This window comes from uncultured Microbulbifer sp. (assembly GCF_947498635.1).
Taxonomy (GTDB): Bacteria; Pseudomonadota; Gammaproteobacteria; order Pseudomonadales; family Cellvibrionaceae; genus Microbulbifer; species Microbulbifer echini.
In genome coordinates this window covers 17,327-32,183 of record NZ_CANMKV010000045.1, presented here as the reverse complement: position 1 = coordinate 32,183, position 14,857 = coordinate 17,327, and the positions used below count along the sequence as shown (strand labels likewise).

General features: G+C 47.9%; 11 protein-coding genes. 7 read left to right on the top strand and 4 right to left on the bottom strand.

The features are described 5' to 3' along the window. Positions 1–442 precede the first annotated feature (442 nt). From Q1A69_RS17455 to Q1A69_RS17440, 4 genes are all read left to right on the top strand, one after another. A complete protein-coding gene (locus Q1A69_RS17455; RefSeq protein ID WP_299588275.1) occupies positions 443–820 on the top strand; it encodes a BlaI/MecI/CopY family transcriptional regulator in 378 nt (125 codons plus the stop codon). Positions 821–840: 20 nt separating this feature from the next. Further along, positions 841–2,337 (top strand): M23/M56 family metallopeptidase, encoded by a 1,497-nt coding sequence (locus Q1A69_RS17450; protein ID WP_299588273.1) that lies wholly within the window; start codon positions 841–843, stop codon positions 2,335–2,337. A 3-nt stretch (positions 2,338–2,340) separates the two neighbouring features. Beyond that, complete coding sequence (locus Q1A69_RS17445; RefSeq protein ID WP_299588270.1) at positions 2,341–3,714, top strand: M23 family metallopeptidase; 1,374 nt, start codon at positions 2,341–2,343, stop codon at positions 3,712–3,714. Positions 3,715–3,914: 200 nt separating this feature from the next. Further along, a complete protein-coding gene (locus Q1A69_RS17440; RefSeq protein WP_299588268.1) occupies positions 3,915–4,787 on the top strand; it encodes an alpha/beta hydrolase-fold protein in 873 nt (290 codons plus the stop codon). A 344-nt stretch (positions 4,788–5,131) separates the two neighbouring features. Here the strand turns inward: Q1A69_RS17440 and Q1A69_RS17435 are convergent, their stop codons facing one another. Both Q1A69_RS17435 and Q1A69_RS17430 read right to left on the bottom strand, forming a co-directional pair. Beyond that, positions 5,132–5,401, bottom strand: a complete 270-nt coding sequence (locus tag Q1A69_RS17435) for a DUF1330 domain-containing protein (RefSeq protein WP_299588265.1) — start codon at positions 5,399–5,401, stop codon at positions 5,132–5,134. Between the two features lie 175 nt (positions 5,402–5,576). Further along, positions 5,577–6,221: a hypothetical protein gene (locus Q1A69_RS17430; RefSeq protein ID WP_299588260.1), complete on the bottom strand. Its 645-nt coding sequence runs from the start codon at positions 6,219–6,221 to the stop codon at positions 5,577–5,579. A gap of 1,030 nt (positions 6,222–7,251) precedes the next feature. Here Q1A69_RS17430 and Q1A69_RS17425 point away from each other — a divergent pair. After that, complete coding sequence (locus Q1A69_RS17425; RefSeq protein WP_299588257.1) at positions 7,252–9,213, top strand: GMC oxidoreductase; 1,962 nt, start codon at positions 7,252–7,254, stop codon at positions 9,211–9,213. Between the two features lie 63 nt (positions 9,214–9,276). On the opposite strand, the gene asnS is transcribed toward Q1A69_RS17425, so the two are convergent. Together asnS and Q1A69_RS17415 are read right to left on the bottom strand one after the other, a co-directional pair. Next, positions 9,277–10,683 carry an asparagine--tRNA ligase gene (gene asnS, locus Q1A69_RS17420; protein ID WP_299588254.1) on the bottom strand — a complete coding sequence of 469 codons (1,407 nt, stop codon included), beginning with the start codon at positions 10,681–10,683 and terminating at the stop codon, positions 9,277–9,279. A gap of 275 nt (positions 10,684–10,958) precedes the next feature. Continuing rightward, the gene (locus tag Q1A69_RS17415) at positions 10,959–11,255 is read right to left on the bottom strand and encodes a hypothetical protein (protein WP_299588252.1); all 297 of its coding nucleotides are present in this window, start codon (positions 11,253–11,255) and stop codon (positions 10,959–10,961) included. 184 nt (positions 11,256–11,439) lie between these two features. Between Q1A69_RS17415 and Q1A69_RS17410 the strand changes: the two genes are divergently transcribed. Continuing rightward, the gene (locus tag Q1A69_RS17410; RefSeq protein ID WP_299588249.1) at positions 11,440–13,074 is read left to right on the top strand and encodes an alpha/beta-hydrolase family protein; all 1,635 of its coding nucleotides are present in this window, start codon (positions 11,440–11,442) and stop codon (positions 13,072–13,074) included. A gap of 136 nt (positions 13,075–13,210) precedes the next feature. Beyond that, positions 13,211–14,845 (top strand): alpha/beta-hydrolase family protein, encoded by a 1,635-nt coding sequence (locus Q1A69_RS17405; RefSeq protein WP_299588245.1) that lies wholly within the window; start codon positions 13,211–13,213, stop codon positions 14,843–14,845. Positions 14,846–14,857 lie beyond the last annotated feature (12 nt).

The following is a 14,857-nucleotide window of genomic DNA, read 5'->3' as shown; positions in this document are numbered from 1 at the left end:
CGTGTAGCATCCTACTTCCGGCATGAATCGATTAAATATGCAGCATAACAGAACTATTTGTCCGCCGGGTTAATAGCTGCTACAAGTTGCCCTGGTGTCTTGGTTGGGCTGAGCTCTATACCCAGTAGGGAATAGGTAAGATAGCTACCAGGATATGCCCGTTTCATCTCTGAAAGTGCTTGTTACATAGCTAGCTTCCTTTATGCCCCTTTATCCTTTCATCGTAATCACTTCTATGGCTACCCCGATGTCCTCCAAAAGTTTGTAGCTTATAAGTCTTTTGGTGTGAGTTGCTCTATTGCAGCTGTTAGCCTCTGGTTGAAAAATGATCAGGTCTCAGGTCGATACTTGCTGAAACATACAATTTGACCGACTGCGACACTTGTCGCAGACTTGTGTCTTGTGTAGCGATTGTGCGTCTTGAGTCATAAGAAGAAAATCAATGAAAGAAACCAAACCCTCTCCCTCAGAACTCTCCTTGCTGAAAGCACTTTGGAAGCAAAGCCCACTAAGTGCTCGAGAAATACATGAAAAGGTGAAGTTTGAACTCCAATGGTCTTATTCCTCGACCCGGAAAACGCTAGACAGAATGCGTGATAAGTCGCTGGTAATACAGTCAGAGGTGCACGGTATCCAAGTTTATAAAGCTGCCCTCGATAAGGTCGAGACACTTGCCAAATATGCTACCGACTTTGCGACGCGGGTTCTTGAGTTGGATGGTCCTCTTCCTATCGCCATGTTTGCTAATAGCAAGTTAATGGATGAGAGGGAATTAGAAGAGTTACAAGAAATGTTAAATAGCTGGCCAGATGAAGATTAAAATGGAGGTTGTGAGTTAATATGCTGGAAATAATATCTTCTCTATCACCCTATGCACTCAATCTTCTAATTGTATCTATTTTTACCCTTTTGTGGGTCTGTTTCATCTATATTTGCGTGCGTAGTTTTATTTCTCTAACTGGCGCCAAGCTAAGGGTTATTCATTATTGGCGGAGCTTCTGGCTGTGCGCTTTATGTGTAATTAGCTTGCCATTTTTCCTTGCACAATGGTTAGATCTTTCAGCGGCGCGTCTTATTCCTGAGTTAAGCTATGATCTGGTATTACCTGCTGCAGTTCCAGACCTGAACCAGAACGAAAGTCCTGTAGCGGAAAATAGGACACTAACGTTGAACAGTGTCGATGCTTTCGCAGCTTGCTGGATGATTTTATATGTTGGTGGGGTATTTTTAAGTCTGCTATTGATGCTTCGAAAGCAGTATAGACTGGCGAATGAGCTGGGGATATCTGGTGAAGTTGTTTTTAATAAGCAGGTTGTTGGCGACCTACTGTGCAGGTCACAATATGATTACCTGGCTAAAAATAATATTGAGGTGATTTTTACCAAAGCTAAATGCTCACCATTTGTCTTTGGTTTAATTAATCTAAAACTCGTTTTGCCAAGCTATTTAATGTCGATGGATGCCCGAGAGAAATCGCTAGTCATTGAGCATGAGCTAACCCACATCAAAAGGCGTGACCCGATATTGATCATGTCTGTTCATATATTGGGTTGTTTTTTGTGGTTTGCTCCGTTTATTCGGTGGTTTAAAGAGCAATTTCTGTGGGCTGTTGAGCTTAGCTGCGATCGGCAAGTGTTGAGGCGCTCTGCTTCTGGGAGTGGAAAAATATATGCTCGGGCAATGTTGCGTACGCTACGACAGTGCGCGGAGACTGCTAGCTATAAAGGGGGTGTCGCTTTTTCAACATTTGATACAATCAGCCAGGTCTCTTTCTTTAAAAGAAGAATGATAAATATTATGGATGCTTCACATGGAGGTACGCCCCCTGAGAAGTTGAAGCTGGGAGTGTTAAGGGTATCACTTATCTTCTTTACTTTGCTTTTTACTGTTGGTGGAGTTTTAGTTAATCCTGGTTTGTCGGCAGCTAGTCCTGATGGAGGGGGTTGGATAGTGCCGATTAAGAATGCCCGTGTAAGCAGCCAATTTGGTGATTTGAGTTCCATTAGAAAAAATCCGCATCGAGGTACCGATTTCGCAGCAGCGCTGGGGACGGTGATAGTGGCACCTGCTGGTGGCGTTATTGTTGTTTCAACCGATCACTATAAGCATAAGAATTACGGAAAAATTATTATTATTGATCATGGAGATAACTCCCAGACACTTTACTCACACTTAGATTCTAGGGAGGTAGAGGTTGGGCAAAAGGTAAAAGCGGGTCAGAAAATTGGAACGGTTGGTGTTTCTGGAAAGGTAACCGGTCCTCACCTTCACTTTGAATTAATAGAGCATGGTGAGCGAGTCAATCCTGAGCATTTATTGTCCCTGTGGTTTGGTTGATGTATGGAGAACCTGCAATCTAAATCTGTACTAAATGCGCAGACTCCGTGTCAGTATTCAATGGTCTATGGAGGAAAGATTCGTAAGTTTATTGCCATCTTACTAGGGATTTTTCTGTCGCTAAAGTTGGTGGAGGCGAAAGCTCCTTCCCAGAGTGCAGATATTTATAAGTTTAACACTGATGTTTTATCAAAAATTGTATCTTTTGAATCAGATCAAACTCCTTTAATGTTAGTTGAAGGGGCTATTGATACTTTAAAATCACAAGCTACTGCTGTTGCCACAGTGAATGCGGTTGATTTGGAAAAGGATGTTTTTCTTTCTAAAAATCAAGGCCTACTATCCTTGCTGGCTGAAAATATGATCGTGCGTGAGGATGCTATTACAGTTGTGCGGATCTTATCAAAGTACCTCGATGTGAATACTCTAGCGGTTGGGGAGAGATTTCGCTTGGTATTTGATGGGCGATCACGGTTTCAGAGTATTCGTGTAAGCTTGGGATTTGCAGAGAGACTTGAGGTTAAGAGGGGCGGTCAGGGGTTTTTCGCTGTAAAGTATAAGAGTTCAACCACCTTGCAGAGCCATTATGTTGAAGGTGAGATTGCCGGGAGTTTCTATAATACCGGGCTAAGGCTTGGTTTATCTCATGCAGCTTTAGCAAAGTTGAATGAGATTCTAAGTTATGAAATAGATTTTCAACGTGAGATTCTCTCTGGTGATCAATTCACTGTGTTCTATAACACAGTGCGGGACGACATAGATGGCAGTGAAATTTTTCATTCCATCAAGTTTGCGGAATTGGCATTGGCGAATAGCATAGTGACACTTTACCGATATCAAGATGAAAAGTCTGGAAGCGTTGATTACTACCACCCTGATGGGAAAAGTTCGAGGAGCTTTCTAATGAAAACTCCACTAGAGAATGCACGGTTATCTTCCTATTATGGTAGGCGTAAACATCCCGTTCTGGGGTATACCAGAATGCATAATGGATTAGATTTCGGTGCGCCATTGGGGACTCCCATACTGGCCGCTGGAGATGGAATAGTAGAGAGGGCTTCTTACTTTGGTAGTTTTGGGAATTATATCCGAATTGGTCATAGATCAGGTATTCAAACTATTTATGCGCACCTGAAGGGTTATGCGAAAGGCATTAAATCGGGTGTAACAGTGGAGCAAGGGCAGGTGATAGGCTTCTTGGGTGCTACGGGTAGAGTTCAGGGTCGGCATCTGCACTATGAAGTTCATAAAAATGGTAAGGCAATAGATCCTCTTGGATTGGATCTTCCAGCTTCAAATAATTTAACGGGAAAAGCACTGGAGGTTTTTTATAAGCATATCGATCATGTTAATAATGATTTGAGTGTTTATAGGTAGTCGCTGTTCTAGGGAGGATATCGCTGGGTCAGTGTGAGCCGAGCAATCTCTCGATTAAGCCAGTCATTAGCTGTTCCTCTTAGATTTCGGGGCTATCTAGTTTCTGAGTGTTTTTGTAGGATTCCTTTGTGTGGTTTTCCTCAATTTAATGCGTCAGGACGGATAAGCATTATTTTAAGATTAATAAAGGTAGAGGTTGTATGTTTAGGTTTGTGTTCACGGTGGTAATTTTCTTTTCATATTTTCAGGTCGCGGCTGAAGAGGTTGTGGTTCGGGAATCGAAAAATTTTGAAATAGAGGGGGGTAAAATATTTACAATTCAGTCAAAAATACTGGGGCGTAAATATGATATATACATTAAAACCCCATCAGGGTACTCCGAGAGGAAAAATACAGGGAAAATATATCCTGTACTATACCTTAATGACGGGCCCTATACTTTTAAGGTGGCTGCTGGTATCGCACACTTGAAAAGTATGGATAAGTCGATAATGGTTGGTATCGCTTTTGCCCATGGCGAAAATGGTCAATTTAGCCGGGTTCGAGATCTCACTCCTGTTTTGGATCCACGTTGGAAGCGCTATAAAACTGGAGGTGCGCCAGAGTATTTGAGGTTTATTGAGGATGAAGTTATTCCGTTTGTTGAGGAAAACTATCGGGCCAGCTCCTCTAGAAGAATCTTGGTGGGGCAATCTCTTGGGGGGTCTTTTGGTGCCTGGGTATTATTGACCAAGCCTGAATTATTTTCCAGCTATATCCTAACAAGTCCATCGCTTTGGTATAAAAATGAAATAATTTTTGACCTTGAGGAAGCGTACTCAAGAACGCACACTTCCCTGAATGCTAATGTATATTTAGCGACGGGTGCTCTAGAAACTACTGAGAATGACAGGGTGCGAAATGATATGGTCAGCGGGCATAGGAAGTTTGTTGCGCGTTTAAGGTCGAGAAAATTACAAGATTTTCATCTTGAAGATGAAATAGTAAGCGGGGCTGATCATTACTCAACATTCCCGGTTGGATTAGCGAAGGGTCTCAGGTGGATCTATCAAGATCGGTGGGGAATGCTATAGTTATCAGTTGGCGTGACGAGCAAGTCATTTCATTCTGTTCTTTTCAGGGAGCTTCTGAGAATCTGTAATTGAAAATTATATTCTGAGTTTTAAAGCTGTCAGTCAATGACTTTTCCATACCCAGTGCTCAGGGCTTTTCCGGGGTTTACCCATAAATAGAGGCGCCCCACGGCTGACCAGGACAGGTCGAGTGAGCAGAGAGAAAAAAACTCAGATCTGAGCTTGCTCTGCGAACTGCTTGACTTAAGTGTGTAAAATAATATTTAGGTGAGGATTAAGTAGGGTTTTTTCCTGCTGATGTGGGACCCATTAATTTTGGAGTCCTTTGTGAAAAATTAATGTGTTTATAATTTTTCAGTGTACCAAATCTCAGGCGTACCAACCACCTCAGCTTTTTTTCGGGATTTATGTAACGCAGGGCTGTTAACGAATGCCTCAGCTTTCTCTTTTGAGGGAAATTTGTGAATAACGGTAATATCACTCGGATTGTCCACATCCCGATAAATGGATGTATCGGTGGCTCCCATTTCTTCGAGGGTAGGCATAAAATCTGTGAGAACCGTTTTCCACTTATCAAAGTCTTTCAATTTGGCGCGCATGAATAAGTAGATCATTGCAGGTAACTCCGGTAGTGGATTAGCGTTGTGCTATCGGTGAGATAACTATAGCACTGGATCATCTGCGTTCGAGTGGGCGTTGGTATCCCGACAATGAAGATTGGTATTCAGCATATTCATTGTCGGGTCACTGGGGATAGGCCTTCAGATTGTTGCGCTTAACTTGCGCTGACTATATTCCCATTACTCCAAGTTTGCAGCCTTTGTTTTTAATTTTAACCCAGCTACTCATGAAGTTCACCGGAGATGTATAGGCTTCATAGATAACGGCTTGTCCCCATGGCGTCACTGCGCCTTGCATGGGTTTGGAGTAGGAAAATGCTTCCATTACCCAGGCGCTCTTTGTGACGCAATCTCCGGAAGTTGGGAAGTTGGAGGTTAGTGTTGGCTTGTGATTGTAAACCAGACTGGTGGCATTCAATAGTTGTTGAGCTCTGTTAACGACGGTGGCTACCTCGGTATCTGTTGCAGGATGAACGTAAATTGTGATGTCGTTGGCTGAGCTTGGGTAGAACATAACATCATTGACTGTGTTGTGAGTTTGACCTGTTGCCGAGTTTTGCGCCCAGGTTTGCCAACTACTATCACAAACTTCATCCCAGCTCTGTAGGCCATTTGCGTTCACTACAAATGGTGAAACGTGCCCGCCTCCGATCGTCTTCTTTATGTTGCTTAATGACGTTAGAGTTTTTCCTGCTTGTATCATCACGCCAATGCAGCGCATATTGGCTTGAGTGACTCCCAGAGCGGCGCTTAAATCAGCCAGCATGTCATTGCTGCTGGTGGCGACAGTACGATTCCGGACAATGTTGGGCATGGTTTGTTCTCCTTGTCTATATCGAGCGACTGAAACTTTTCTTAAAAAATGTTCTAGATTAACAATCTAGATGTGATGTTCATAAAGGGCGATGATCTCGCATGCTACCTTATGTCGAATTTTTTTAGTTTGTTGGGAGCGTTTTACAATTTTTTCGATTCGCAAGCTTTTTTATCTTCTGTGCGGGGTGTGTTTTTCTCGTTTCCGCCTCTTTAATAAATCGTATTAAAACGAAAGGTCCACGATTGGTTGTGGGAGAAGGTTCGGGGAAAGCGTTACTGGAAATGTCGCTTCTATCGAGTGACATAGAATTCTCCTTGGAAGCGGCTATGCCTTTTGGTGCCCACCTGTAAGTTGGTGTTTGGTATACCAAGGTGCGGGAGCTCATTTGCCAGGGTGGCTAGGCTTTTTATATTTCTTTTTTTGTTGAGAGAAATGATAACTATGTCCTGGCATGTAACGCAACAAGTACGATCGTTAGGTTGTTTTATTGTAGAAAATTTGAAGATCTCCGAGTCAAAATTTCACATTGTTAAATTTTTCGTCGCTTTTGGTAACTGCTATTAAGTTAACAAGAGGTATTAATCAAAAATATTCCACATGCCTGTTGGGTGACTGCTTGCTTAAGGAGGTGGGTCGAATGGTGTCATATGTTTTCAATGTTAGAGTCTGGCGGTTAAATAATCTTGTCGGCAGGTCATTTACGGTTGTTTCCTGCAAAGTCAGTTTCTTTAGTTGGTTTGGCGAAATGGATTAATGGTTAGCTTTTAAGATCTCTTCTATGGCGTACTATTTCTAAATTGACTTGCGTCAATTTTGAATTTGAGTGAAGTGATTTAGGTTTTTCTTTGCGTTGTTTTTGAGAGGTCTGTCCGAAAAAGGGATTTATGGGATTGCTTTAGTAAGCTTCAGCGTTACGCTGGCTGAGAGCCTTTTTAAGGCTCGGGCGTGGTTGGCTCATTTAGGTTTTACTGTTTAAACACCCATAGGACGTTATGCGATCCTCAAAAAATTAAAGTGAATAACCAGTATGGATAGTAAAAAAACACCCGATAAAAAAAATTGTGAAGAAGGCGTTACTCGGCGAACTTTTACCAAGCGCGCACTTCAGGTTGGCTTGGCTGCGGGGGCTGCAACCACAGGGTTAAGTGCAGCGGTTTCCGGTAGCGCTAACGAATTCCATGATGTTTACGACTATGTGATTGTTGGCTCGGGGGCGGGTGGCGGCCCACTTGCGGCAAACTTGGCCAGGGCAGGATTCTCAGTGCTGGTTCTCGAGGCGGGAGCCAATGATTCCAGCGACGATACACACAATATCCCTGCTTGGCACCCTTTTGCATCAGAGGATCGTAAATTAAGCTGGGATTTTTTTGTTAAGCACTATGCGGACCTCAGTCAGCAAAAGTTGGATAGTAAGTATGTGGCGGGGAAGGGGATTCTTTACCCTCGGGCCGCTACGATTGGTGGTTGCACTACCCACCATGCGTTGATCACTGTCTACCCCCACAACAATGATTTCGATCGTATTGCGGAAAGTACTGGTGACAGCTCCTGGGAAAGCTGGAATATGCGGCGCTATTTCCAGCGCATTGAGCGCTGTGAATATGTGTCTCGTCCGATCTTTTCGAACCCTTCACGTCATGGGTTTGATGGTTGGTTGCCCACAAATCGCGGTAACCCGGCTTTGTTGTTGGAAGATCCGACCATTTTAAAAATCGTCAAAGCGTCACTGGCCAAATACGGTTTGGAGGGGGCGATTGAACAGATTATTAAAGGCAAGCTGAACTTGGATATCAACCACTGGGATGTTGCCAGTGGACAGGAGGGGCCGTTCATTACACCGATGGCTGCGGATAGTCGGAGCAGACGCAGTGGTGTCCGTGAGCATTTGCTGGATACCCAGGCTATTTATCCCAGCCTGCTGCATATTCGCACTAATGCCTTGGCGACACGTGTGCTGTTTGAGGGCAATACGGCGGTTGGCGTGGAGTTTCTGGACGGCGCGAGTTTGTATAAAGCAGATCCTTATTATGATGAAGGCGGCTCCGCGGGTACTCTACGTCAGGTGCGGGCCAACCGGGAGGTTATTTTATCTGGAGGCGCCTTTAATAGCCCGCAGCTGTTGAAGCTTTCCGGAGTGGGTCCTGCGCATGAGCTTCGAGACCATGGTATTGATCCAATCGTTGACTTACCGGGTGTGGGTGAAAATCTACAGGACCGCTACGAAGTGGGTGTGGTTAGTGAGATGACTGAGGATCTGGCTTTATTGAAGGACTGTACTTGGGGGGAGGAGGGCGATCCCTGCTTGAACCGCTATCGCTACGGCTGGCTGAATAAGGGGCCTTATAGTGGTAATGGCCCTGTGCTTTCCCTGGTAAAACGCTCTAAGCCGGATCTGGAAGATCCAGATCTGTTTATCTTCGGTGTACCTTCGGACTTCCACGGCTACTTCCCGGGGTACTCTGAGGCACTGAGAAATTATAAGGACCGCTTCTCCTGGATCGTACTGAAGGGCCACACGAATAATACGGCAGGTCGGGTAACCCTGCGTTCATCTGATCCGCGGGATACTCCAGATATTAATTTTCACTACTTCGGTGAGGGTAATGATACCTCGGGAGATGATCTGCAGGCGGTGATTGAGGGGGTGAAGATTTCCCGGGATATCATGTCCGGTCCACTTGTCAGCGAACGTGTATCGAGAGAAGTGTTGCCTGGCGCTGGAGTGCAATCAAATCAGCAGATTGGGGACTTCGTTAAAAATCAGTCCTGGGGTCATCATGCTTCCTGCTCGAACAAAATGGGGCCGGCCAGTGATCCTATGGCGGTGGTGGATAGCAAATTCCGCGTACATGGCACCAATAATCTGCGCGTGGTGGACGCCTCGGTATTCCCGCGTATCCCTGGCTTCTTTATAGTGGTGCCGGTTTATATGATCAGTGAGAAGGCTAGTGATGACATTATTGCGACAGCCACAAGCCAGAGTGTCTAAGTTAGTTTCTACTAGGATTTAGACGGTAAAAGAAAAAGCCCCGCACGGCGGGGCTTTTTTGCATCAGAACGCAATGTTCTTGGGGGTACGCGGGAAGGGGATCACATCGCGGATGTTGCCCATTCCGGTCACGTAGGACACGATGCGGTCAAAGCCCAGCCCAAAGCCCGCATGGGGGACTGTGCCGTAGCGGCGCAGGTCGCGGTACCAATCGAGGTGTTCCTTGGGAACCTCCATTTCATCCATGCGTTCGTCGAGTTTTTCTAAGCGTTCTTCGCGCTGGGCACCGCCGATTATCTCGCCGATTCCCGGCGCCAGCACGTCCATGGCGGCAACGGTTTTGCCGTCGTCATTCATGCGCATATAGAAGGCTTTGATATCCTTCGGATAGTTCATCACGATAACCGGCTTCTTGAAGTGCTTTTCGGCCAAGTAGCGTTCGTGTTCGGAAGCCAGATCGATACCCCAGGATACGGGGAACTCAAACTTCTCTTTGCACTTCTCCAGGATTTCGATCGCTTCGGAGTAGTTGATACGCGCGAAGTCATTGTCGACGATATTTTCCAGGCGGCTGATAGCCTCCTTGTCGATACGCTGGGCGAAGAAGGCCATATCGTCGGCGCGCTCTTCGAGTACCGCCTTGAACACGTACTTCAGCATTTGCTCAGAGAGGTCGGCCACATCTGCGAGATCGGCAAAAGCTACTTCCGGTTCCACCATCCAAAACTCTGCCAGGTGGCGAGTAGTGTTGGAGTTTTCCGCGCGGAAGGTTGGGCCAAAGGTGTATACCTTGGACATGGCCAGGCAGTAGCTCTCAACATTCAGCTGGCCCGAAACGGTGAGGTAACTCTCCTCGCCAAAGAAGTCCTTACTGTAATCAATTGCACCCTTATCAGTACGTGGAAGATTTTCCATATCCAGGGTGCTTACGCGGAACATCTCACCGGCACCTTCACAGTCGGAAGCTGTGAGAATCGGGGTGTGCACGTAGAGGAAACCGTTTTCATGGTAGAAACGGTGAATAGCTTGGGCGATACAGTTGCGCACACGGGCCACTGCACCACTGACATTGGTGCGAACACGTAAATGCGCGTGCTCGCGCAGGTGTTCCATAGTGTGGCGCTTGGGTGACATGGGGTAGGTATCTGGATCTTCCACCCAGCCAACTACTTTAACTTCGGAGGCCAGTAGTTCGATGGACTGACCTTTGCCCTCGGAGGGCTTGACGGTGCCGATAATATCCACCGCGCAGCCGGTAGTTAGGCGCTGCACTTCTGACTGGTAATTGTGCAGGTGGTTCTCGGCGACCACCTGAATGGGGTCAAAGCAGCTGCCGTCGTGTACCGCCAGGAAAGAAAGGCCGGCTTTAGAGTCGCGACGGGTTCTTATCCAGCCCTGCACGCGAACTTCTTCGCCTTCGCGGCCACTGGATTTCAATAGGCTATCTACGGATTCGACTTTTACTGTCATTTCTATCGGTTTCTCGCTGGTCCTGAAGGTGATGTTCTGCCAACTTGCCTAAAAGCTGACCACTCCACCAGGGTGAAGTTACGGCGGGCATATTGACGTGTTGCCGTGGGGAAATCCAGCCCCTTGATGATTTGGGAGTTGCTGCCATAGGGATTGACGGCAAGGCGCGTCGGGCAGTCCCGCAACATCAGGGTGTGAGTTGGCTTGTTGATTGAATGGGGGTGGGGAGGAGGCCAGGCCTGATAACAGTGGACCTGGCGTGATCTCAAAACGACTTAGCCGCGCGGTTTCTTTACCGTGTGTAATACGGTATCCCGTTCGAAAAAGACATAGAAGTCATTGTATTCCCAGCGGGTAATGGCGGGCTCACCGATGGGACCTTTGATGCTCAGGGGTTCACCCAGGTGCGTGCTGATATCGTTTTTCTTCATGCCGCGAGCTTCACCAAAGGACAGTTCCTCGATCTGGGATTCCAAAGGGATCTCCAGGGGTTTTGCCTGGGCGCCAAATGCCAAAAGAAGTGCCACGGTACCAGCGATTTGGGCCACTCCGTTGCGATTTCTGCTGAACATTTATTCTTCTCCGATTTAGGTGTTCGAATACGCCAAGTTATTAGAACAGAAAAAATGCCAAAACACTTGGATTTCTTCACGTTTTTAGACTGCATTCGGTGACTTTGGAGGAAAAAAGGTTCGGAGAGCTTATGACGGTGTGTGCTAGGCTGACAATTGGGCTTGATCCTCGGGGCGAGCATGGATGCGACTCTCAAAAACTTTCTCTGTTCTCGGTCTGCTGCTGGGCGCTATTTTCTTTGCTCTCTCCCTTACTCCCTCACTGATCCCACGCAGTCCCTTTATGCAGGGGGTTCTCGCTGGAACAGCTTTTACTTTTGGCTATTTCATAGGTGTGTTTGTCCACTGGCTGTGGAATTACCTTGAACTTCCCGATATCCCAATTAGCCATGGGGTGCGCAAGCTCCTCAAGCGATTGGCATTGGTTGCCTGTGTTAGTCTGATTTTTTTCTTTCTTTGGCGAGGAGTTCATTGGCAGAACTCGGTGCGCGCCCTGATGGGCATGCAGCCCGTTACTGGGGCCGGCCCCTTCACTGTAGGTTCGATGGCCCTGCTCATTTTTTTGATCTTTTGGGGCATGGGTAAAGGGTTTCGCCGAATTATTCGTATCGTTACTGAGCATCTCGCAAGGCATATACCAGATAGGGTGGCTTTACTCGTTGGATTACTAGTGGCTATCGGACTCTACTGGGGCATCTTAAATGGTGTGCTGCTCAATGCGGGACTGCAAACAGTCTCGTTTATCTATGAAAAGCATGATCGAGCTATCGCAGAGGGAATGAAGGCGCCCGAGGACCCAGACAAAACTGGGGGCGCTAACTCACTGTTGTCTTGGGACAGTGTCGGGCATCAGGGACGACGTTTTTTGACGCTTGGCCCGACGGCTGAAGATATTCGAGGGGTTGCCGGGCTGGGCAGGGAGCCCATTAGGGTTTTTGTAGGGCTGCGTGCGGCAGAGACCTCAATGCAGCGGGCTTTTCTTGCGCTTGCGGAATTAAAGCGGGTCAATGCCTTTGAGCGAGAGATACTTCTGATTGCCACACCCACCGGAGCTGGCTGGGTTGATCCGGGGGCGGTAAATACCTTGGAGTTCCTCTATCGGGGGGATGTGGCCACGGTGGCAGCCCAGTATTCCTATCTGCCGAGCCCCATTGCCTTGTTGACGGATGATCAAAAGGGACTGGTATCGGCCAGAGCGCTGTTTAAGGTGATTTATGAATACTGGGAGGACCTGCCCGTGGATACCCGCCCGCGGTTATACCTTTTTGGCTTGAGCCTTGGTGCTCAGCTTTCCGAGGACTCCTTTGATTTCTATGACATCATCGATGACCCGATTGATGGTGCCCTTTGGGCCGGGCCGCCATTCGGTACCGGCATCTGGCGTACTATAACGGACAACCGTGATCCCGGTACTCCGGCCTGGTTGCCACAGTTCAAAGGTGGTGAGATCGTGCGTTTTGGCAACCAGTACGGAGGTTACTTGGGGCAGGAGCCCTGGGGGCGCTTTCGAATCGCCTTCTTACAGCACGCCAGTGATCCAATCGTCTTCTTCGACTTGCGCTGGATGTTGCAGAAGCCCGACTGGATGGAGCGCCCCAGGGGGCCGGATGTGTCACCGGATCTCCAGTGGTTCCCGATAGTGACGATGTTGCAATTAATCGCCGACCTGAATCTCGGGATCGCGCCTCTGGAGTTTGGCCATCGCTATTCGCCCGATGGCTATGTGCTCGCCTGGATGGCTCTGACCGAACCGCCCGACTGGAGCGAGGAGGAGTTGAAACACCTGCGGGATAAACTAAAAACGTACCCGGTGCGATAAAGCGATATTACTGCCAAGTTTTTGAGTTTTTCTTTTTGTGGTTACGCCCAATTACTAGGCCCGGTGGTGTGCGTATTCGGCTGGGGTAAGCGCTATGCTAGTCTGACGTTAGACACGGTCTCGTGGGCAGGCATGAATGCGAAAGACAATCGCTTTTTCAGTTTCTGGCCTGCTGTTGGGGGCCGTTTTTTTTGCTTTTAGCTTGACCCCTTCTTTGATTCCCCGCCCCACCTTTGTACAGGGCATTCTTTCCGGTGTGGCTTTTACTATCGGCTATTCCTGTGGCGTATTTTTTCGTTGGCTTTGGAGGTATTTGCAGATTCCCGATATCCCGCTAACGCTTCAACAGCGGCAATGGTTGAAGCGCCTGGTGGCAGCCTTTGGTGCCTGCCTGATATTGGGGTTTCTCTGGCAGAGCACTCACTGGCAGAACTCGGTGCGCGTGTTGATGGGGATGCGTGCAGTTTCAGGGGGTAGTCCCGTTACTATTGGAGTCGTTTCACTCGTTGTATTTCTCTTCTTCAGGTCGATGGGTAAAGGTTTCCATAGGGTGGTGCTTGTCGTGTCTGCGCGTTTGCAAAAGAGCATTCCTGACCGCGTGGCAATACTCGCTGGGTTGCTTGTAGCCTTGGCGCTTTACTGGAGCCTCTTAAGTGGGGTTTTACTGAAGTTGGGCCTTTACACAGTTTCCATTTTCTATGAGCAGTTAGACCAGATTACCGCCGAGAATTTACCTCCTCCGCAGGATCCCTATAAGACAGGTGGGTCGGACTCCTTGCTGTCCTGGGGCAGTGTGGGGCGTGAGGGGCGTAGATTTATGTCTCTTGGGCCCACCGCTGAGGATATTTGGGAGATCGCAGGGGAAGGGGTGGACCCTATCCGGGTCTATGTGGGGTTGCACTCAGCAGAAACACCGCAGCAGCGTGCTCTCTTGGCGCTTGAGGAGTTAAAGCGGGTTAAGGCGTTTGAGCGGGAAATTTTGCTGATCGCAACGCCGGTCGGGGATGGATGGATCGACCCGGGTGCAGTGAATTCTCTCGAGTTCCTATACCGAGGTGATGTGGCTACCGTAGCGGTACAGTACTCGTATTTGCCGGGTCCGATAGCGTTGTTTACAGATGCGCAGGCAATAAGGAAATCGGCTCGCGCGCTATTCGAAGTGATTTATGATCACTGGGAAGGCCTGCCGGTTGGTACTCGTCCAAGGCTTTATTTGTACGGACTCAGTTTAGGAGCCAAGCTCTCTGAAGGCTCATTTGAATTCTTTGATGTTATCGATAATCCCATAGATGGTGCTCTTTGGGCTGGCCCTCCTTTTAGTATGAGTGCGTGGCGGTTGATTACCGACAATCGCGATCCGGGTACTCCCGCCTGGCTCCCGCAGTTCAAAGGGGGTGAGGTGGTGCGCTTTGGTAATCAATATGGTGGCTATTTGGGGCAGGAGCCCTGGGGTAGATTCCGAATAGCTTTTCTCCAGCACGCCAGTGACCCGATTGTTTTTTTTGATTTTCGCTGGGCGTATCGCAGGCCTGAATGGTTGGAGTGTCCCAGAGGGCCCGATGTCTCTCCAGATCTGCGGTGGTTCCCTGTTGTCACTATGTTGCAGTTGTTGGCGGACTTCTATGTTGGGGATACCCCGCAAGATTTTGGGCATCGCTACACGCCAGCAGGATACACTCTCGCCTGGGTCGCGCTGACTGAGCCTCCAGACTGGAGTGAAGCCGAGTTGCAGCGCTTACAGGCGAAGCTAAAAACCCTCTCTAAACGTTGAAGCTGCCTAAAT

Excerpts from the sequence above, each read along its gene's own strand:
- Q1A69_RS17445 (WP_299588270.1), top strand. The coding sequence starts at position 2,341 with ATGGAGAACCTGCAATCTAAATCTGTACTAAATGCGCAGACTCCGTGT.
- asnS (WP_299588254.1), bottom strand. The coding sequence starts at position 10,683 with ATGACAGTAAAAGTCGAATCCGTAGATAGCCTATTGAAATCCAGTGGC.
- Q1A69_RS17455 (WP_299588275.1), top strand. The coding sequence starts at position 443 with ATGAAAGAAACCAAACCCTCTCCCTCAGAACTCTCCTTGCTGAAAGCA.
- Q1A69_RS17405 (WP_299588245.1), top strand. The coding sequence starts at position 13,211 with ATGCGAAAGACAATCGCTTTTTCAGTTTCTGGCCTGCTGTTGGGGGCC.
- Q1A69_RS17410 (WP_299588249.1), top strand. The coding sequence starts at position 11,440 with ATGCGACTCTCAAAAACTTTCTCTGTTCTCGGTCTGCTGCTGGGCGCT.
- Q1A69_RS17440 (WP_299588268.1), top strand. The coding sequence starts at position 3,915 with ATGTTTAGGTTTGTGTTCACGGTGGTAATTTTCTTTTCATATTTTCAG.
- Q1A69_RS17430 (WP_299588260.1), bottom strand. The coding sequence starts at position 6,221 with ATGCCCAACATTGTCCGGAATCGTACTGTCGCCACCAGCAGCAATGAC.
- Q1A69_RS17450 (WP_299588273.1), top strand. The coding sequence starts at position 841 with ATGCTGGAAATAATATCTTCTCTATCACCCTATGCACTCAATCTTCTA.
- Q1A69_RS17415 (WP_299588252.1), bottom strand. The coding sequence starts at position 11,255 with ATGTTCAGCAGAAATCGCAACGGAGTGGCCCAAATCGCTGGTACCGTG.
- Q1A69_RS17425 (WP_299588257.1), top strand. The coding sequence starts at position 7,252 with ATGGATAGTAAAAAAACACCCGATAAAAAAAATTGTGAAGAAGGCGTT.
- Q1A69_RS17435 (WP_299588265.1), bottom strand. The coding sequence starts at position 5,401 with ATGATCTACTTATTCATGCGCGCCAAATTGAAAGACTTTGATAAGTGG.